Origin of the sequence: Faecalibacterium sp. Marseille-P9312 (assembly GCF_902497445.1) — a bacterium.
Lineage (GTDB): Bacteria > Bacillota > Clostridia > Oscillospirales > Ruminococcaceae > Faecalibacterium > Faecalibacterium longum.
In genome coordinates, this window is sequence record NZ_CABVEW010000019.1 from 1 (window position 1) to 19,084 (window position 19,084).

Here is a 19,084-nt window from a genome sequence, read left to right on the forward strand (position 1 = left end):
GCATTCTCAGTTTCTCGGCGCTGACCGGAACTTTCGGACGTCTATTGGTTCTTTTCGCTTTACTTCCAGCTGGGACTCAGAAGTCATTCTTTTGTCTCAGCGCTTGGCGCTCAAGTATAATACCATATGCCGGGCTACTTTGCAAGCCTTTTTTGCAAGTTTTTTACTCTTTTTTCGCTTTTGGACTTTTTCTCCAGTTTTTCTCCCCGTTTTATCCTGTTTTTTGCTCTCTATCTTTCTTATTATAATATAGAAGCAGAGCGGGTGCTTTTAAGGCATTTCTACCCTCAAAAGCACCCGCTCTTATTCTTATCTTATCATCTCATCAGAAGTAGCACTTGATTTGAAACCGGTCGGCACTGTCCTGCTTTTTCTCCACCACGATATGCTCATGGTTGAAATCGAAATGCACCGGCGTACACAGATCGGTGTTACGGGTCAGGCGCAGCAGCTCCTGTACCCGCTTCTTCTCCTCCGGCACATAGAACAGATAGCTCACACCCTCCTTCTTTGCGCGGCCTGTGCGGCCGATGCGGTGAGTGTAGTGCTCATTATCGCCGGGGACGTCGTAGTTGATGACAGCATCCACATCCGAGACGTCGATGCCGCGGGCCGCCACATCGGTGGCTACCAGCACATTCAGCTTTCCGTCACGGAAGTTCTGCATGATGCGGTTGCGCTCGTTCTGGGAGAGGTCGCCGTGGAGGCAGTCCACAGAGAAGCCCAGACGGGCCAGCTGGTTCGCCAGAGCCGCCGTATTGAATTTGGTATCGCAGAAGACCATGACCCGCTTGTAGCCCTCCCCAATGATGATCTGGGCCAGATCGGACAGTTTGTTGCGTCCGGAGGTCTCCAGCATATACTGGGTGATCTTGGGCTGGCTCTCCTCCTTGGGCTGGACAGTGATCTCCTCGGCGTCCTTCTGATACATCCAGCCGATGTCCATCACCTCGCGGCTGATGGTGGCCGAGAACATCGAGAGGGACTTGCGGGCCTTCATCAGGCCGATGATATGCTTCACGTCCTTATAGAAGCCCATGTTCAGCATCTCGTCAGCCTCGTCGAGGACCACCTGCGTCACATGGTCGAGGTCAATGTTGTGGTGCTTGTAGTGGTCCATGAGGCGGCCCGGGGTCGCCACCACGATCTGACAGCCCTCGGCGAGGCGCTTGGCCTGCTTTTCCATATTCGCACCGCCGTAAACGCAGACCACCTGCACTTCCGGCATAAAATAGGTCAGCCCGGTGAGTTCTTCGGCGATCTGCTGAGCCAGCTCACGGGTGGGGGCCAGAATGACGGCCTGCGGGGCCTTGAGGGCCGGGTCGATGTGCTCGGCCACCGGGATGCCGAAAGCGCAGGTCTTGCCAGTGCCGGTAGGGGCCTTGGCGATGACGTCACGCCCGGCCAGCATGACGGGGATGGTCTTTTCCTGCACCTCGGTCATTTCCGCAAAGCCCATCCGCTCTACGGCCTTATGGATGGCCTCGCTGCACTGTAATTCGCTGTAAAGCATGGATTCCTCTACTCCGTTCTTTTTCTTTTCTCTTCCGCGCAATGCCCTCTGAGGGCCGCTTTTCGTTATGATATGCCCAGTATACCATGAAAATCGCATTCTGTCAGCAAAAAAGCGCCGCATCCCGGGTCAAGGATGCGGCGCTTTGGGTTCAGGTCCTATCAGGCAGTCTCTTCGACGCTCTTGGCAGCACGGCCAGACTCAAGCTTCTGCTTGAAGCGACCACTGGCCTTGAAGCCGGGGATAGAGGTAGACTCCAGACGGCTGGAGACCTTGGTCTTGGGATTGGTGTAAGCCTTCGGCTTGCGGGGACGCATCTCAAAGCGGCCAAAGCCAGCGATGGTGACCTTTTCGTCGGCACGCAGGCAATCGGCGATCTGGTCAAACAGTGCATCCATCGTGGTCTCGACCTGAGCTTCGGTAAAGCCGGTCTTGCGTGCCACGGTTTCGATCATCTGGGAACGAGTCATGTATCTATATCCTCCTGGAACGTCCAAAAGTAACGTCTTTTGGCAAATTTTGCGTTGTTGAGTATAACAAATGCAGCCCCTCATTACGAGGGGCTGCGCACAAACGGTATATTTTTGCGCACGAAGTAATAGAGCGGGATTATTTTTTATGATACAGCGTTGCAATATCCACCAGCGGGATGTCCTTCATGCTGTGGTCGCTGCGCAGACAGTCGACCAGAGCGTTGGCGGTATCCACGGCGGTGATGCAGGGGATGCTGAGCTCCACGGCCTTGCGGCGCAGGCGGACGGAATCGCGTTTGGGGTCGCGGCCCTTGGCGCTGGTGGAGAAGACATAGTCCACCAGACCGCTCTGCAGCAGGTCCACGATATTCGGCGCTTCACCGGACATATTCCGCACCTCGTTGCAGGGGACCATGTGCTTATTGAGCCATGCACAGGTGCCGGAGGTTCCGTAGAGCTTATAGCCCATGCTCTTGAGCTTCCAGGCGATGTCCACGAACTCAGGCTTGTCGCTGTCCTTCACGGTGAAGATGCAGCAGGAAGCCGGGCCGGGGGTCTTGAAGGTGTAGCCCGCGCCGATAAGACCCTTGAGCAGGGCGTCGTGGAAGTTGGGAGCAATGCCCAGCACCTCGCCGGTAGACTTCATCTCAGGGCCGAACTGGGTATCGACGCCGTGGAGCTTCTCGAAGCTGAAGACAGGCACCTTGACGGCCACATAGGGGGCGTTGGGGTGCAGACCGGTGCCGTAGCCCATATCGGTGAGCTTCTCGCCGAGGCAGCAGCGGACGGCCAGATCGACCATCGGGACGCCGGTGACCTTGGAGATATACGGCACGGTACGGGAGGAACGGGGGTTGACCTCGATGACGTACACTTTGCCGTTGGAGACCGCATACTGGACGTTGACCAGACCGGTGACGTGGAGCTCACGGGCAAAGCGGCCGGTGTAGTCCACCATCGTGTCGATCTCGGCCTGAGTCAAGTGCTGGGCCGGGTAGACGCAGATGGAGTCGCCGGAGTGGACGCCGGTGCGCTCCACCTGCTCCATGATGCCGGGGATGAGGTAGTTCTCGCCGTCGCAGATGGCGTCCACCTCGCACTCGGTACCCATGATGTACTTATCCAGCAGGACGGGGTGGTCCATATCGACGTGCTCGGTGATGACGCCCATATACTCGATGACGTCGGCCTTCGTGTAGGCCACGATCATGTTCTGACCGCCGAGGACGTAGGAAGGACGCATCAGAACAGGCAGGCCGATCTCGTCGGCTGCGGCCAGAGCCTCTTCCAGATTGAAGACAGTGCGGCCGGGTGCGCGGGGGATGCTGCAGCGCTCCAGCAGCTCGTCGAAGCGCTCACGGTCTTCGGCCTCGTCGATGGCATCCGCCGGGGTGCCGAGGATGGGCAGACCGATCTCGTCCATATGCTTTGCCAGCTTGATGGCAGTCTGACCGCCAAACTGAACAACGCAGGCGTCGGGCTTCTCGGTCGCAATGATGTTGTCCACGCTCTCGGGGTTCAGCGGGTCGAAATACAGGCGGTCGCCGGGGTCGAAGTCAGTGGAGACCGTCTCGGGGTTGTTGTTGACGAGGATAGCCTCACAGCCGTGCTTCTTGAGGGTCCAGACGCAGTGGACAGAGCAGTAGTCGAACTCGATGCCCTGACCGATGCGGATGGGGCCGGAACCGAAGACGAGGACTTTCTTTTTCTTGGGCTCGCCCTTCTCGGCAGCCTTGGCCTCCTTCTCCGCGATGAACTCGGCGGCTTCGTTGTCGCCGTCGTAGGTGGAGTAGAAGTAAGGGGTGTTGGCCGAGAACTCAGCGGCACAGGTATCGACCATCTTGAAGCCGGCGCGGTAGTTCTCCACGGGGAGCTTGTCCACCTTGGCCAGACGCTTGATGGTCTTATCCTGGAAGCCGTACTTCTTGGCTTCCTTATACTGGGCCTCGCTCAGGACGCCCTCGCACTTGGCCAGACCCTTTTCGAGGTCTGCCAGATGCTGCATCTTGTCGAGGAACCACCAGTCGATCTTGGTGATGCGGTAAATGGTCTCGTGGTCGATGCCGCGCTTGAGGGCCTCATAGACGCAGAAGACGCGCTCGGCATCCTGCACATGCATGTGGTCCACGATCTCGTCGTCGCTCAGCTCCTCGAAGGGCTTGTGGGTCAGAGTGTCCATGCCCAGCTCGATGGAAGAGACGGCCTTCATCATGGCAGCCTCAAAGCTGTTGCCGATGCTCATGACCTCGCCGGTGGCCATCATCTGGGTACCCAGAGACTTGTCGGCGTAGACGAACTTATCAAAGGGCCACTTCGGGTACTTGACCACGATGTAGTCCAGCGCAGGCTCGAAGCAGGCGCAGGTCTTGCCGGTGACGTCGTTGGTGATCTCATCCAGCGTGTAGCCGATGGCGATTTTGGTCGCCACCTTGGCGATGGGGTAGCCGGTGGCCTTGGAAGCCAGAGCGGAAGAGCGGGACACACGGGGGTTGACCTCGATGACCGCGTAGTCAAAGCTGTCGGGCTTCAGGGCAAACTGGCAGTTGCAGCCGCCCTCAATACCCAGCTCAGTAATAATGTCCAGCGCAGCGGTGCGCAGCATCTGGTACTCGTGGTCGCTCAGGGTCTGGGAGGGTGCCACGACCACGGAGTCACCGGTGTGGATGCCGACAGGGTCAAGGTTCTCCATGTTGCAGACGGTGATGACGTTGCCCTTGTGGTCGCGCATGACCTCGTACTCGATCTCTTTCCAGCCCGCGATGCACTTTTCCACCAGGATCTGATGGATGGGGGAAAGACGGAGGCCGTTGGTGCCGATCTCAATGAGCTTTGCCTTGTTCTCGCAGATGCCGCCGCCGGTGCCGCCCATGGTGAAGGCGGGGCGGACGATGACCGGGTAGCCGATGCGGTCGGCGCAGGCCAGAGCGTCTTCCAGTGTCTCCACGACCTCGGAGGGGATGATGGGCTGATGCAGCTTCTCCATCGTCTCCTTGAACAGCTCGCGGTCCTCGGCGCGGTCGATGGTCTCGGGCTTGCAGGCCAGCAGACGGATGCCGGTGCGGTCGAGGTAGCCGGAACGGGCCAGCTCCATGGAGAGGTTCAGGCCCATCTGGCCGCCGAGGTTGGGCAGCACGGAGTCGGGCTTCTCGATGTCGAGGATGCGCTCCACGACCTCGAGGGTCATGGGCTCGATATAAACATGGTCGGCCACGTCGGGGTCGGTCATGATGGTAGCGGGGTTGGAGTTGAGCAGAACGGTCTCGATGCCCTCTGCTTTCAGGGCGCGGCACGCCTGGGTGCCGGAGTAGTCGAATTCAGCAGCCTGACCGATGATGATGGGGCCGGAGCCGATGACCAGCACTTTTTTGATTCTGGGGTCCTTAGGCATTTCAGCGTGCCTCCTTCTTTGCTGCTTTGACGTTGTTCAGGAAGCGGTCGAACAGGAACTCGGTGTCCTTGGGGCCGCCGTTGGCTTCGGGGTGGAACTGGACGGTGAAGCAGTTCCACTTTTTGTACTTGATGCCCTCGCAGGTGCCGTCGTTGGCGTTCACCTGAGCCACCTCGCCCATCTCGGCGGGCAGCTCATCGCCCACGACTGCATAGCCGTGGTTCTGGCTGGTGATGAAGGTGCGGCCCGACTCGAAGTCGGTGACGGGCTGGTTGGCGCCGCGGTGGCCGTACTTGAGCTTCATGGTCTTGGCGCCAGCGGCCAGAGCGGAGAGCTGGTGGCCGAGGCAGATGCCGAAGGTGGGGATATTCAGCTCAAAGATATGCTTGAGGTTCTCGATGACCTCCACCGGCTCGGCGGGGTCGCCGGGGCCGTTGGAGAGCATGATGCCGTCCGGGTCCAGGGCAGCGACTTCCTCAGCGGTGGCAAAGGCGGGCATGACCGTCACCTTGCAGCCGCGCTTGACGAGGCAGCGGATGATATTCCGCTTGCAGCCGTAGTGCATCAGTACGATATGGGTCTCGCCCTTCTCATTGTAGACCTCGGGCTCTGCACAGGTGACGCTCTTCACGGCGTCGGTGACGGCGTAAGCGCGGATCTCTTCCAGCAGCTTATCCGTCTCGGCTTTGTTGGCCGGGTCAGCGGGGTCGAAGGTGGTCAGGATGGCACCGTTCATAACGCCGCTCTCCCGGATGATGCGGGTGAGGTGGCGGGTGTCGATGCCCTCGATGCCGATGGTATTGTTTTTCTTCAGAAAGCTGTCCAGCGTCTCCTCACAGCGCCAGTTGGACGGGGTCTGGCAGGCCTCGCGGACGATATAACCCTTGGCCCAGATCTTATCCGACTCCATGTCGTCCTTATTCATGCCGTAGTTGCCGATGAGGGGGTAGGTCTGGGTGATGATCTGGCCGTAGTAGCTGGGGTCGGTCAGCGTCTCCTGAAAGCCCACCATGCCGGTGGCAAAGACGACCTCGCCCACGGTGACGCCCTCAGCGCCCACCGACTGGCCGGCAAAGACCATGCCATTTGCCAAAAGAAGATATGCGTTCATTAGATACTCCTCGCTTCAACACGCCTGCGCATTTACAGGGTCTGCTTGGCTTCCTGCTTCATCTTGCGGCTGCCCAGATGCACCAGAGGCAGCTTGCCCTCCTTGCAGATGGGGCACTCCTCGGGGGCGTAGTTGGGCAGGTCCAGCTTGAGAGCGCTGGCCACGATGGGGATGGGAGACGGAGCCTCGGGCTTGGTGCGGTCCACCACGCAGGTGATGCCCAGGCAGACGCCGCCGGCCTCTTCGATGACACGCTTGGTCTCCAGAGAGGAGATGCCGGTGGTCACAACGTCCTCAGCGATGAGGCACTTCTCACCCGGATGGATGGCGAAGCGCTTCAGGGTCATCACGTTGTCCACGCGCTCGGTGAAGATGGCGCGCTTGCCGGTCTGGCGGGCCAGCTCGTAGGCGTAGACGATGCCGCCCATGGCAGGTCCGACGATGACATCCACGTCCATCTCCTTGATCTTATCGGCCACAGCTTTCATGACCTCGGCGCAGCGGTCGGGGTACTGCTGCAGATATGCCATCTGGCAGTATGCGCTGGAATGGCGGCCAGAAGACAGCAGGAAGTGGCCTTCCAGAAATGCGTCACAGCTCTTCAGAATTTCAAGTGCTTCACTCATGATATTTTTCCCTCTCTATACTCTGTTGTTTTCGTTCATGCGGTATTGTACCACGCATTTTGTCAAAACGCAAATTTATTCATAAATTTTAAGAATTGATGAATAAATGCAAATTACATACGTTTAATCTCTGTTTTATTCGCTCAGCGTGCGCAGCCGCGGATCTCGTCCAGCGTCTTGACGCCGTGGGCGTCCATCCAGGCCGCCATTTCTTCGGCGATGGTCTCCATGGCGCGGGGGTTGGCGAAGTTTGCTGCACCCACCTGCACCGCCGTGGCACCGGCCATGATGAATTCCAGTGCATCCTTACCGGTGGCGATGCCTCCGAGGCCCACGACCGGGATGTTCACCGCGCCGACGGCCTGCCAGACCATCCGCAGGGCGATGGGGCGCACCGCCGGGCCGGACAGGCCGGCAAAGATGTTGTCGAACACCGGGCGGCGCTTCTCCAAATCGATGGCGCAGGCTTGGAAGGTGTTGGTCAGGCTGATGGCGTCCGCACCGGCGGCTTCCACGGCCTTGCACATCTCGGGGATGTTCTCGGCCTGCGGGCTGAGCTTGACCATCAGGGGCTTTTTGCAGGCGTCGCGGACCATCCGCACCACCTCACCGGCAGCTTCCGCCTTGACGCCGTAGGCCATGCCGCCCACCTTGACGTTGGGGCAGGAGATGTTCAGCTCCACGATGTCCACGCCGCTCTCGCTCAGCATGGCTGCGCCCTCGACGTACTCTTCCTCGCTGTGGCCGCCGAGGTTGGCAATGGCCACCGTGCCGTACTTCTGCTTGAGCTCCAGCATCTCGCCCAGCTCCACATCAATGAAGTGCTGGACGCCGGGGTTCTGCAGGCCGATGCTGTTGATGAGGCCCGAGGGCGTCTCCCACAGGCGCTCGCCCTTGTTGCCGTACTGGCCGTGCAGGGTCAGGCCCTTGCCCGAGATGCCGCCGATCTTGCTGAAATCAGCCAGCTCTTCGTATTCCACGCCGTAGCCCACCGTGCCGGAGGCCCCGATGATGGGGCTGTTCATGGTAAAGCCCAGCAGGTTCGTTTTCAAGTCTGCCATCAGAACACCTCCGCTGCATCAAACACAGGGCCATTCTTGCACACGCTCTTGCCCTCGCCGCTCCTGGTCTCGCAGGTGCAGCCGAGGCAGGCACCGATGCCGCAGGCCATCTTCTTTTCCAGACTGACGAAGCAGGGAGTCCCCTTCTCCGCGCAGAGGCGGGCGGCATTCCGCATCATGACCGTGGGGCCGCACACCAGCACCACATCGTAATCCGCCGGGTCATACAGCTGGGTGACGAAACCGTGGAAACCCACCGCGCCGGTGTCGGTGGACACCTTGACGATGCCCGCGATGGAGCGGTACTCTTCCATGCAGTAGGGCTTATCGCGGAAGCCGAAGAAGACGTCCGGCTTGACGCCGCCAGCCGCCAGCTCCCGGGTGAGCTGGTACATGGGGGCGGTGCCGATGCCGCCGCCCACGACGGCGATCTTCTGATACTTGCTCAGGATGTCGGCCACATCGAAGCCGTTGCCCATGGGGCCGGTGAGCTGGAAGCTGTCACCCTTTTTCAGGGCCGTCAGCTTGCGGGTCCCCTCGCCCACGACGGCGTACAGGAACTCGACGGTCCGGGTCTCGGCATCCCACTTGTGGACGCTGATGGGCCGGGACAGGAAGGGCGCTTCATCTGCGCCCCAGGCACGCAGGGTGAAGAACTGCCCCGCGTGGGGGGCATGCTCGCGGTCCGGCCAGAGGGCGGTCAGCAGGCGGATGTCGTCCGCGATGACCTCGTGGCGCAGGACAGTGGCCTCACAGCAGGCTGCACGCATGGGCAATGGCCTCCTTCATGTTCACACACTCGTTGTAAGCGGCCTCGTCGAAGGCTGCGCCCGGCTGCTTCTTGTAGGCCAGCAGGATGCCGCGGCTGGAGTTGACCACGCCGCCGTTGCCCTTCGACAGATACTGGGCGATGTCCTCGGCCTTGCCGCCTTGTGCGCCGTAGCCGGGGATGAGGAAGAAGCTGTCCTGATACTTTGCACGGATCTCGGTAGCCTCTTCGATGTGAGTGCCGCCGATGACCAGACCGATGGAAGAATAGCCGTGCTCACCCATGTAGTCCTTGCCGAGGGCGTTCAGCTTGTCGCCCACGAGGTCGTAGACATGGCGGCCATCGGCCAGCTTCTCATACTCGAAATCCTTTGCGCCGCCGTTGGAGGTGCGGCAGAGGACGAACATACCCTTGCCCTGCTTTTCTGCGTAGGGCAGATAGGGGCTGATGGAGTCCAGACCCATGTAGGGAGCCAGCGTGACAAAGTCGGCCTCAAAGTCGCCGGTAAAGTGGCCCATAGCGTACATCTCAGCGGTCTTGGCGATGTCGCCGCGCTTGATGTCGGCGATGACCGGCACACCGGCCTCGCGGACAGCCTTCAGGGTGTCGGCATAGGCCTTCAGACCCTCAAGGCCAAGAGACTCGTAGTAAGCGATCTGCACCTTGTAGCAGCCCGCGACGGCCTTGGTGGCGTCGATGAGCTTCTTGTTGAAGCGGACGATGTTCTCGCCTTTGGAGAGGGTGCTGTCCACGAAATCTGCGGGCAGGTAGCTGAAATCGGTGTCCAGACCCACGCAGACCGGGCCGCGTGCTTCGACTGCTTCGTAAAGCTTATCCATGTTCGTCATTTGGGGTTCCTCCTGTTTGTCTCTCTTTTATATAAATGTATTTGCAGCTTATTCTTCTGCCTGATAGGTCAGCTCGCCGCCCTTGACCGTGGCGCAGACCCTGCCGTAGAGCTGCGCACCGTCGAAGGGGCAGTTGTGGGACTTGGAGTGGAGCTTGTTCTTGTCCACGGTATAGGGGGTGTCGAGGTCTACCAGCACAAAGTCGGCGTCATAGCCCGGCTCGAGCTGACCCTTGGCAAGGCCCAGAATTTCCGCCGGGCGGGTGCTCATCAGGTGGCTCAGCAGCTCGAGAGGAAGTCCCTCTTCCTTGCAGAGCTTGGTGTAGCAGACGCCGAAAGCCGTCTCACTGCCCACCATACCGGCCATGCCCTTGAGCTTGTCTTCCTCGGAGTGGGGCGCGTGGTCGGTGGCGATGGCGTCCACCACACCGCTGCGGATGGCGTCGATGAGGGCCTGCACATCGTCGGCGGTGCGGATGGGCGGGTTGACGCGGTAGTCGCAGGTGTCATTGGTAAACCAGAGATGGTGGGGCGTCACCTCGCAGGTGACGGGTGCGCCCCGCAGCTTTGCCATCTGGATGGCCTCGATGGCGCCCCGGGTGGAGACGTGGCACATGTGCAGGCGGGTCTGGTAATACTCGCTCAGCCAGCAGTTCCGCACCGTCTCGATGTCTTCGGCCAACCGATAGTCCCAGGGGCTGATCTCCATATCCTCGGCGTGGCTCATCACGGTGATGTCCCGCTGGGTGCAGATGGCGAATGCCCGGGCCATGGTGGCGTTATCCTGCACACCGTGGCCGTCCTCGGTGATGAATTTGACCGAAGCGGGCAGGGTCTTGAGGTGGTCGATGGTCTTGCCGTCGAAATCCTCGGTGATGGAGACGGTCTGGTTCACGTCGCACAGGCCCACCTCAGCGGCCTTCTGTTCCACCATCGCGGCCTGTGCTGCCGAAGAGCAGACAGGCTTTGTGTTGGGCATCAGGTTCACGAAGGTGTAGCCGCCTGCGGCTGCAGCGCGGCTTCCCGTTTCAATGTCCTCTTTGTACTCGAAGCCCGGCGTGCGCCAGTGGCAGTGCAGGTCCACGAAAGCGGGCAGCACGGTCAGTCCTCCGGCGTCCAGCACCGTTTCGTTTTCTCCGGCCAGTGCGGCCAGGTCCTGACCGACGGCGGCGATCTTTCCGTCCTTTACATACAGCTCCACAGGCCGGCCCTCGGCGTTGACAGCGTTGATGAGCAGCATAAGATTACCTCCCTGTCTGTGTTCGTCTGGTTTCATCGTCCGGGTGTGTCTGCCCTCAGAAGGGCAAAAAAAAACTTTTCCCAGCAAAGGGAAAAGTCAGCACATCAAAAAAGGAAACACTGGAGCCACAGCAAAAACGGCTGCAAACTGATTTTTCAGTTTTGCGCGCATCATCTTGGCCTTCATGCTCCCGTCTCCTTTTCTATCCGTTCTTTTTCGATATATTTTATCATAGAAGCGCAAAATGTGTCAATGCTTTTACCCTCATTTCCATGTGAGAAGGTTTGCATCCGTAAGCCTCGAATTTTAGCTACTCTACCGAAAAGTCCCTCTTCTCCCCCGCCGCAAGCGCCCCTGTGCAAAAAAATCCTCATTTTTGTTCTTATATCCTACCATTTCACTGTACATTAAAGTTCAGATGTGCTATTATAATGTCTATCAGAGAGGGGGCCGCCATTGCGGGCGGCAAAATGGAGGTTTTCTATTATGGGTCTTTTAGAGGACGCACGGAACATCCAGCGCAAGGACCCTGCGGCACGCACGGTGCTGGAGGTCATCCTGCTTTACCCGGGCTTTCACATTCTGGTCTATCACCGCATTGCCCACTGGCTGTTCGAGCACAAGCACTTCTTCCTCGCCCGTTGGGTCAGCCAGCGGGGCCGGCACAAGACCGGCATCGAGATACACCCCGGCGCGAAGATCGGCAAGTGCCTGTTCATCGACCACGGCATGGGCATCGTCTTCGGCGAGACGGCGGAGATCGGCGACAACTGCACCATCTACCACGGCGTGACCCTCGGCGGCACCGGCAAGGACACCGGCAAGCGCCACCCCACCCTAGGCGACAATGTCCTGATCGGCGCAGGCACCAAGGTGCTGGGTCCGGTGTATATCGGCGACAACGCCCGCATCGGCGCGGGCAGCGTGGTGCTCAAGAACCTGCCCGCCAACTGCACCGCCGTCGGCGTCCCTGCCGAAGTGGTGCGCATCAATAACAAGGCCATCAATCCCGCCGACGACCTCGACCAGCAGGACCTGCCGGACCTCATGGCCCAGCGTCTCATCGACCTCGACCGCCGCATCGGCCAGCTGGAAAAGGCCGCGCAGGGCGATATTCCCCCCACGGCCCAGCAGGTGGCCGCACGGCAGCGCAGGCATTAAAAAACGGAAGCTTTCCCTCGGGAGAGCTTCCGTTTTTCTTTTATCGTATCAAATCTTTGACCTTCTCCACCGCTGCTGCTACCAGCTGGCCGATGGGCTGGTCCGGCACACCCACCACGATGTTATCGCAGTGATTGATGGGGATGAGCACCCGCGCTGCACTGCTCTGGCAGACCGCCGCCGCCATGGCCGGGGTGATCTCACCCAGCAGCGAATCGGCGATGACGATGCCGATGGGGCCGACGATGATGTCCGCCCGGCGGCAGTTGACCACCACGGCATTTTCGCCGGTGGCGGCGCGGTGTGCGCCCGCCTTGAGCATGGCCGAAGCCGCGATGCTGTTGGTTCCTACGGCGGTCAGCTCGATGTCCGGGCATCCGGCGGCAAGCGCCGCCGTCAGCTGACGGCCAAGACCGCCGCCCTGCCCGTCAATGACTAAGACGCGCACCCGGCTCAAAAGTCGATCTCCTCCAGCCGCAGCAGAGCGATGATATAAATTTTCAGGGCTTCCAGCAGCTTGTCGATGGGAGCGGCCTCGTTCGCGCCGTGCATCGGGCCGCCGAACTCGGGCAGCACCATATCACTGTGCTCCGGGCCAAAGCTGACAGCATAGGGGAAGTGGCGGGCGTAAGTGCCGCCGCCCATGGTGAAGGGCGTTGCGTTCTCGCCGGTGACTTCGTTGTAGGTGTCGATGCAGGCCTTGATGGCGGGGGTGTCAGCCTCGATGTAGAAAGGCTTTGCGCTGCCCACATCCGTCAGCTCTGCGCCGGTGCCGATGGCGGCACGGATCTGCTTTGCGATGGTGTCGCCGTCGGTGCAGGTGGGGTAACGGCTGTCCATGGTCTGGACCATCCGGCCATCCACCATGGACATCTTGCCGCCGATGATGGTCAGCGGGCCGAAGGGGCCGTCGGCGCAGTCGATGCCGAGGCCCACGCCTGCGGTGGAGTCGTGCAGCTTCTTGACGGCTTCCAGATAGGCGCGCTCGGCGTCGTTGCAGAGGCCATTGTCCAGCAGGTAGTTCACCACCAGACCGATGGCGTTGACAGTGCCTTCCGGCATGGCAGCGTGGCCGGACTTGCCCCAGCCGCGGATGCGGACACCGTCGCCTTCCGGCTCGAGGGTGATGTTGGGGGCGTTGCGCAGCTTGGTGATGTCGGTAGCCACGAGAGCGCTGGCGCGGTCAGGCACAGCGTTGGTGGCGACGCCGCCCACGAAGTCCTTGATGATGCCGTTGCAGACGGGGCTGACCAGCTTGCCGTCGAAGTGGCCCTTCTCGCCGTTGCAAACCGGGAACTCTGCGTCCGGGGTGAAGCAGAACACAGGGGCCGGGTAGTTGGCGAGGTAGTAGTCCACATCGTGCATGTGAGTCTCCTCGTTGTCGCCGACGAGGGCGCGGATGGGATAGCGCAGGGAGACGCCCTCCTCTTTGAGGAACTTCAGGGCGTACAGGGTGGCGACCATGGGGCCTTTGTCGTCAGCGACACCGCGGCCGATCATCCAGCCGTCGCGGATCTCCATCTTGAAGGGGTCTTCCGTCCAGCCGTTGCCCTCCGGCACCACGTCCACATGGCAGATGGTAGCCAGATACTTCTCGGCATCGGCACCGGCCAGCTCGGCGTAGCCGATATGGTTCTCGCAGTTGCGGGTCGCAAGGCCCATGCCTGCGGCCAGCTCCAGCGTCTTGTCCAGCGCGGCACGGGGGCCTGCGCCGTAGGGTGCGCCCTCTTCCGGGGCACCCTCCACGCTGTTGATGGACACCAGCGTGGCAATGTCTTTCAGGATCTGCTCTTTGTTCTCCGCAACAAATGCGTCGATCTTCTGGTTCAAAGCCTCTTGCATCTTTGATTCGTCCTTTCTTCGTCTTTACTCAAGACACACTGTTGTTATTCTAGCACACTTTGCGATGGAAAACCAGCCCTCTCAGGCGCTCACGCGCCAGCTCTCCCAAAGGGAGAGCCACTGGCGAGCCGGTCAGGCCCATGCAAAACAAAAAAGTCTCTCACTGCGGGAAACTGTAGTGCCTCGCGGCCTCGGGCAGGTCATACCGCAAACAGACCGCTCAGCGCTCCCAAAAGACCTGCGCTTGCCAGACCCATGATGATCCCGGCCAGCAGCACGCCGCCCATGCAGGCGATGAGCACATCTTTGAACTTCATGTCGAGGATGGACGCAGCCAGCGTACCGGTCCATGCGCCGGTACCCGGCAGCGGGATGCCTACAAAGAGCAGCAGCGCCGCCACGAGGCCGCGCCCGGCCTTGGCTTCCAGCGCACGACCTCCTTTTTCGCCCTTGACGATGCAGAAACGGCAAAAGGGGCCGATGATAGGCTTGTGGTAGCCCCAGATGAGGGCCTTCCGGGCAAACAGATAGATGAACGGTACCGGCAGCATATTGCCCACCACACAGACCAGATAGGTCGGCAGGATGGGCAGCCCCATCCCGATGCCCACCGGGATGGCACCGCGCAGCTCGATGAGGGGCAGCATCGAGATAAAGAATACGATGAGATAGCTTTTGAGCATAGAGCCCTCCTTATAAGTCGATGTCCAGCTCTACCGGGCAGTGGTCGGAGCCAAACACTTCGTTGTGTATCTCGGCGGCTTTTATCTTGTCCGCAATGCGGTTCGAGACGATGAAATAGTCGATGCGCCAGCCAGCGTTCTTCTCCCGGGCGTGGAAACGGTAGCTCCACCAGCTGTATTTCACCTCGTCCGGGTGGATGGCGCGGAAGCTGTCGGTAAAGCCCGCCGCCAGCAGCTCGGTCATCTTGGCCCGCTCCTGGTCAGTAAAACCGGCGCTCATCCGGTTGGTCCTGGCATTTTTAATATCAATTTCCTGATGGGCCACGTTCAGATCGCCGCAGAGGATGACCGGCTTTTTGGCATCCAGCTCCAGCAGGTAGGCGCGGAAGGCGTCCTCCCATGTCATCCGGTAGTCCAACCGCTTGAGGCCGTCCTGGCTGTTGGGAGTGTAGCAGTTGACGAGGTAAAACTCCGGGTATTCCAGCGTCAGCACACGGCCCTCGTGGTCGTGCTCTTCGATGCCGATGCCGGTGGTCACGCTCAGCGGCACGGTCTTGCACCAGCAGGCTGTGCCGGAGTAGCCCTTCTTTTCCGCCGAGTATGTATATTCCGTGTAGCCCTCGGGGGCGAAATCGGCCTGCCCGGGCTGCATCTTGGTCTCCTGCACCGAGAACACGTCCGCGTCCAGCGCGGCGAAGCTCGCGGCAAAATCGTGGGTCAGACAGGCGCGCAGCCCGTTCACGTTCCAGCTGATGAGTTTCATATAACGTCCCTTTCTGTTGTCAGGCCTTATATTTTTCTTTCCAGACGCCGCTGCGGAAGCGGGTCACGAAGCAGGTCACGCGGCAGACCCAGTCCACCACCATGGCGATCCAGACGCCGATGGCACCCATGCCCATCCGCACACCGATGATATAGCTGAAGCCCACACGCCAGCAGGCCATGCTGGCGATGGAGACGATCATCGTGAACCTGACGTCGTTGGCGGCGCGCAGGGCGTTGGGCAGCACGAAGGAGAGAGGCCAGAGCAGCATTGCAAAGCCCGCGTGGATGCAGGCCAGGATGATGGAGAGCTCCATCGTCTCGCCCGAAAGCTCGTAAATGCCCACCAGAGGCCGGACAAAAATCAGGATCAATCCATTCAGCACACCCATGACGAGATAGGCCCAGCCCAGCAGCTTCTTTGTATAATAGACGGCCTGCTCGTTGTCCCCTGCACCGATGCAGCGGCCCACGACGGTTATCATGGCAAGGCCGATGGCCTTGCCCGGGATGCAGCCCACACCATCGAGGTTGTTGGCGACGGCGTTGGCGGCGATCTGGACGGTACCGAAAGTGGAGATCATGCTCACCACGACGATGCGGCCCGCCTCGAACAGGCTGTTCTCAAAGGCCGACGGCACGCCGATGCCGAGGATGCGCTTGGCCATACCGGTATCGAGCTTAACGGTCCTCGGCACCGTGAGGGCATGGCCCTTCTGGTAGCAGCGGCCCAGAATGAGCACCGCCGCGATGACACGGGAGACGACACTGGGCCATGCAACGCCATCGACGCCCATTTTCAGGCCGAAGATGCAGACCGCGTTGCCCACGATGTTGATGATGTTCATGAGGACGCTGATCTGCATGGAGATCTTGGAGTTGCCCATGCTGCGGAAGAGGGCCGCGCCCGCGTTGTACAGCGCGAGGAAGGGGTAGCTCAGGGCGGTTATTTTAAGGTAGAGGACGCCGGCGTCCAGAACGTCCGCGTCGATGGAGCCGTAGCAGGCGCTGATCATGGGCCGGGCGAAGAGGATGCAGAGCGCAGCCACCACGGCACCCAGGATGGCGCTCAGCAGGATGAGCTGGCCCGCACTGGCATCTGCCTTTTCCTGCTCCTTCGCGCCCAGATACTGGCTCACCACCACCGCGCCGCCGGTGGCCAGCGCCGCAAACAGCACGATGATGAGGTTGTTGATCATATCCACGAGGCTGACGCCCGAGATGGCCGCCTCGCCGCAGCGAGAGACCATCATGGTGTCGGCCATGCCCACCGTCACGGCTAGGAACTGCTCGATGAGCAGCGGCCCCACCAGCCGCAGCAGGTCTTTCTGGGAAAACAGCGGCGTCCGCCCGTTGAACCAGCCGGCCTTTTCGCCAGCTGACGCATTTTTTACCATCTATATTCTCCTTTGTCGTTTGCAATATCACATCTGTTTTTCATTTCAGCGCAAACTTCTCATTTTACGCTATCATCTTAGCACAGCCTTCTCCGCCGTGCAAGAGCCGGAGAGCGGCTTACAAAAATTTATAGTGTTCTTGTTTGAAACACCCCGCTGTTTCGTGCTTCGTCAAATTGCCGGTGAATCTCTCCGAGATTTGTGCGTTGTGCCAAAAGTACAGCATTCCGCCCCTTTTTGGGAAGTTTTTTCAAAAAAGGGCTTGTAATTTTTCTGTAATCGTGCTATCGTTGTATCCAACAAAGGCGGGCTGTTGGATACATAGCATCCCGTGTCCTTGTTTTTCTTCTTGTTTTTACCTTCTTATTATTGCTATTTCCTTCATTTACCTTCTTATCATTTACCCTGCTTGCCTGAAAGGGCAAAAAAGCGATGACCCACCTGCACTGGGCCATCGCTTTTCTTTTTATTGTTTATTCTGCGGTCAGCCGGGCGAACGCCTGCCGGACATCGCCGGAGAAGTAGAGGGTCCCCAGCGCACACACCGGGCCGTCGCCGCCCAACTCCACCGCGCGGGCGACGCCCGCCGGGATGTCCGCCGCTGCCTCAGCCTTTCCGCCCCGGACGCGGATGTGTTCTGCCAGCGTCTCAGCGGGCATGGCGCGGGGCGTGTGGGCCGCGACCGTGACGAACCGCTTTGCCAGCGGCAGCAGCAGGGCCAGCATCTCGTCCACGTCCTTGTCGGCCATGATGCTGAGCAGGAAGACGAACTTCTGCCCCGGGAAGCGGTCCCGGAGGCTCTGGACGGTGGCCCGCATCCCGTGGGCGTTGTGACTGCCGTCCAACAGGAAAGCGGGCGAATGCCGCAGCAGCTCGAACCGGCCCGGCCAGCTCACCCGCTCGAGGCCGGTGCGGATGGCGCTGTCGGGGATGTTCCATCCCCTGCCCCGCAGCACACGGAGGGCCGTGATGGCGAGGGCGGCGTTTTTCGGCTGATAGCTGCCGATGAGGGGCAGACGAACGCCGTCCAGCCCGTCGAAATCGAAGGTGACAGCGTCGAGGTCGCCGCCCTCCACTTTGAGGCGGGTGAGATCCACCACCGTGAGAGGCGCGTTCTGCTCCTTGGCCACACGGGCGATGACAGCGTCCGCTTCCGGCACACCGCCGTAGCTCACCACCGGACTGCCCGGCTTGATGATGCCGGCCTTGGCGGCGGCGATGTCCGCGATGGTGGGGCCGAGTTCTTTTACATGGTCCATGCCCAGCGCCGTGATGACCGCGCACTCGGGCGGGTCGATGACGTTGGTTGAGTCCAGCGTACCGCCGAGGCCCACTTCCAGCACCACGATGTCGCACTTTTCCTCCGCGAACCAGAGCATCCCCAGGGCCGTGATGATCTCGAACTCGGTAGGGACATCAGCCATGGCGTCTGCCGCCGGGCGGACGCGCTCCACCAGACGCACCAGCGCGTCGTCGGGTATCTGTTCGCCGTTTACCTGAATGCGCTCGTTGAAGCGGTTGATGAAAGGCGAAGTGTACAGGCCCACCCTATACCCCGCCGCCTGCAGGCAGGACGCCAGCATGGCGGCAGTGCTGCCCTTGCCGTTGGTACCCGCCACATGGACGAAGCGGAGCCTCTTGTGGGGGTCGCCCAGCGCCGCCAGCAGAGTGCGGGTGCGGCTGAGGCCCGGCTTGTGGCCGGCCCACTGGACAGCGTGGATGTATTCCAAAGCGGATTCGTAGTTCATAGAAACGCCTCGTTTCATTTTTTTAGGGAAGCGGCTGCGCGCGCCGGTGGCGCGGATTTGGTTCTCTTTTTCGGTCAAATGGCTTTGCGCTCCGCGCGGGCCAGAGATAGGGAGGGGTGTTTCGAATCCCCCCTCCCTACCTCTGGACTCCACTCTCCCCGCAACGAGTTAAGGGCTGCTCGCCCTTAACAATTCCGAAGAAGTGGGCTCCAAGCAAAAATGCTGGAGATTCGTGCATTCGCACGAAGATCTCTTAACCGCATTTTCGCTCTCCGCCATTTTACGGCTTCGCCGAAGATTTCAGGCTTTAGCAGAACTTTACCGTCAGCAGAGAGGTAACACCAGCTGCGAAGCAGCAAATCGGAGAAACGAGAAAAAAGCGTTAAGCGCAGCGACTAGCTTTTTTCCGTTTCGACTACTCCTTCGGGGTCTGAAAGGGGCGAGCAGCCCCTTTCTCGTGGAT

The 19,084-nt window shown here is 60.2% G+C and carries 16 protein-coding genes; 1 reads left to right on the forward strand and 15 read right to left on the reverse strand.

The features are described 5' to 3' along the window. Nucleotides 1–325: 325 nt before the first annotated feature. From F3G95_RS12390 to F3G95_RS12430, 9 genes are all read right to left on the reverse strand, one after another. Entirely contained in the window at nt 326–1,513 is a 1,188-nt protein-coding gene (locus tag F3G95_RS12390) for a DEAD/DEAH box helicase (protein WP_015564688.1), read from the reverse strand. A 161-nt stretch (nt 1,514–1,674) separates the two neighbouring features. Further along, the gene (locus F3G95_RS12395) at nt 1,675–1,983 is read right to left on the reverse strand and encodes an HU family DNA-binding protein (RefSeq protein WP_015564687.1); all 309 of its coding nucleotides are present in this window, start codon (nt 1,981–1,983) and stop codon (nt 1,675–1,677) included. 139 nt (nt 1,984–2,122) lie between these two features. Then, nucleotides 2,123–5,374 carry a carbamoyl-phosphate synthase large subunit gene (gene carB, locus F3G95_RS12400; protein WP_149795201.1) on the reverse strand — a complete coding sequence of 1,084 codons (3,252 nt, stop codon included), beginning with the start codon at nt 5,372–5,374 and terminating at the stop codon, nt 2,123–2,125. Between the two features lies 1 nt (nt 5,375). Continuing rightward, entirely contained in the window at nt 5,376–6,485 is a 1,110-nt protein-coding gene (locus F3G95_RS12405; RefSeq protein ID WP_149795202.1) for a carbamoyl phosphate synthase small subunit, read from the reverse strand. Between the two features lie 32 nt (nt 6,486–6,517). Then, a complete protein-coding gene (gene pyrE, locus F3G95_RS12410) occupies nt 6,518–7,111 on the reverse strand; it encodes an orotate phosphoribosyltransferase (RefSeq protein ID WP_149795203.1) in 594 nt (197 codons plus the stop codon). A 143-nt stretch (nt 7,112–7,254) separates the two neighbouring features. Continuing rightward, nucleotides 7,255–8,172, reverse strand: coding sequence for a dihydroorotate dehydrogenase (locus tag F3G95_RS12415; protein ID WP_149795204.1), 918 nt, complete (start codon nt 8,170–8,172; stop codon nt 7,255–7,257). Then, nucleotides 8,172–8,942, reverse strand: a complete 771-nt coding sequence (locus tag F3G95_RS12420; protein WP_149795205.1) for a dihydroorotate dehydrogenase electron transfer subunit — start codon at nt 8,940–8,942, stop codon at nt 8,172–8,174. Before F3G95_RS12420 ends, F3G95_RS12415 begins: the two co-directional genes overlap by 1 nt. After that, complete coding sequence (gene pyrF / locus F3G95_RS12425) at nt 8,923–9,789, reverse strand: orotidine-5'-phosphate decarboxylase (RefSeq protein WP_015564681.1); 867 nt, start codon at nt 9,787–9,789, stop codon at nt 8,923–8,925. Before pyrF ends, F3G95_RS12420 begins: the two co-directional genes overlap by 20 nt. A 48-nt stretch (nt 9,790–9,837) precedes the next feature. Then, on the reverse strand, nt 9,838–11,028 hold the full coding sequence (locus F3G95_RS12430) for a dihydroorotase (RefSeq protein WP_015564680.1): 1,191 nt from the start codon (nt 11,026–11,028) through the stop codon (nt 9,838–9,840). A 486-nt stretch (nt 11,029–11,514) separates the two neighbouring features. Here F3G95_RS12430 and epsC point away from each other — a divergent pair, with 486 nt between their 5' ends. Beyond that, nucleotides 11,515–12,189, forward strand: coding sequence for a serine O-acetyltransferase EpsC (epsC, locus tag F3G95_RS12435; protein WP_149795206.1), 675 nt, complete (start codon nt 11,515–11,517; stop codon nt 12,187–12,189). A gap of 40 nt (nt 12,190–12,229) precedes the next feature. Here the strand turns inward: epsC and F3G95_RS12440 are convergent, their stop codons facing one another. The 6 genes from F3G95_RS12440 to F3G95_RS12465 all read right to left on the reverse strand — a co-directional run bounded on the left by F3G95_RS12440 (nt 12,230) and on the right by F3G95_RS12465 (nt 18,621). Further along, nucleotides 12,230–12,637: a DUF3842 family protein gene (locus F3G95_RS12440; RefSeq protein ID WP_149795237.1), complete on the reverse strand. Its 408-nt coding sequence runs from the start codon at nt 12,635–12,637 to the stop codon at nt 12,230–12,232. Nucleotides 12,638–12,642: 5 nt separating this feature from the next. Further along, a complete protein-coding gene (locus F3G95_RS12445) occupies nt 12,643–14,031 on the reverse strand; it encodes a Sapep family Mn(2+)-dependent dipeptidase (RefSeq protein WP_149795207.1) in 1,389 nt (462 codons plus the stop codon). Nucleotides 14,032–14,231: 200 nt separating this feature from the next. Next, complete coding sequence (locus tag F3G95_RS12450) at nt 14,232–14,714, reverse strand: small multi-drug export protein (RefSeq protein ID WP_149795208.1); 483 nt, start codon at nt 14,712–14,714, stop codon at nt 14,232–14,234. 10 nt (nt 14,715–14,724) lie between these two features. Then, nucleotides 14,725–15,477: an exodeoxyribonuclease III gene (locus tag F3G95_RS12455; protein WP_149795209.1), complete on the reverse strand. Its 753-nt coding sequence runs from the start codon at nt 15,475–15,477 to the stop codon at nt 14,725–14,727. Nucleotides 15,478–15,496: 19 nt separating this feature from the next. Further along, nucleotides 15,497–16,873, reverse strand: a complete 1,377-nt coding sequence (locus F3G95_RS12460) for an MATE family efflux transporter (RefSeq protein WP_149795210.1) — start codon at nt 16,871–16,873, stop codon at nt 15,497–15,499. A gap of 473 nt (nt 16,874–17,346) precedes the next feature. Continuing rightward, nucleotides 17,347–18,621 (reverse strand): folylpolyglutamate synthase/dihydrofolate synthase family protein, encoded by a 1,275-nt coding sequence (locus F3G95_RS12465; RefSeq protein WP_149795211.1) that lies wholly within the window; start codon nt 18,619–18,621, stop codon nt 17,347–17,349. Nucleotides 18,622–19,084: the final 463 nt, after the last annotated feature.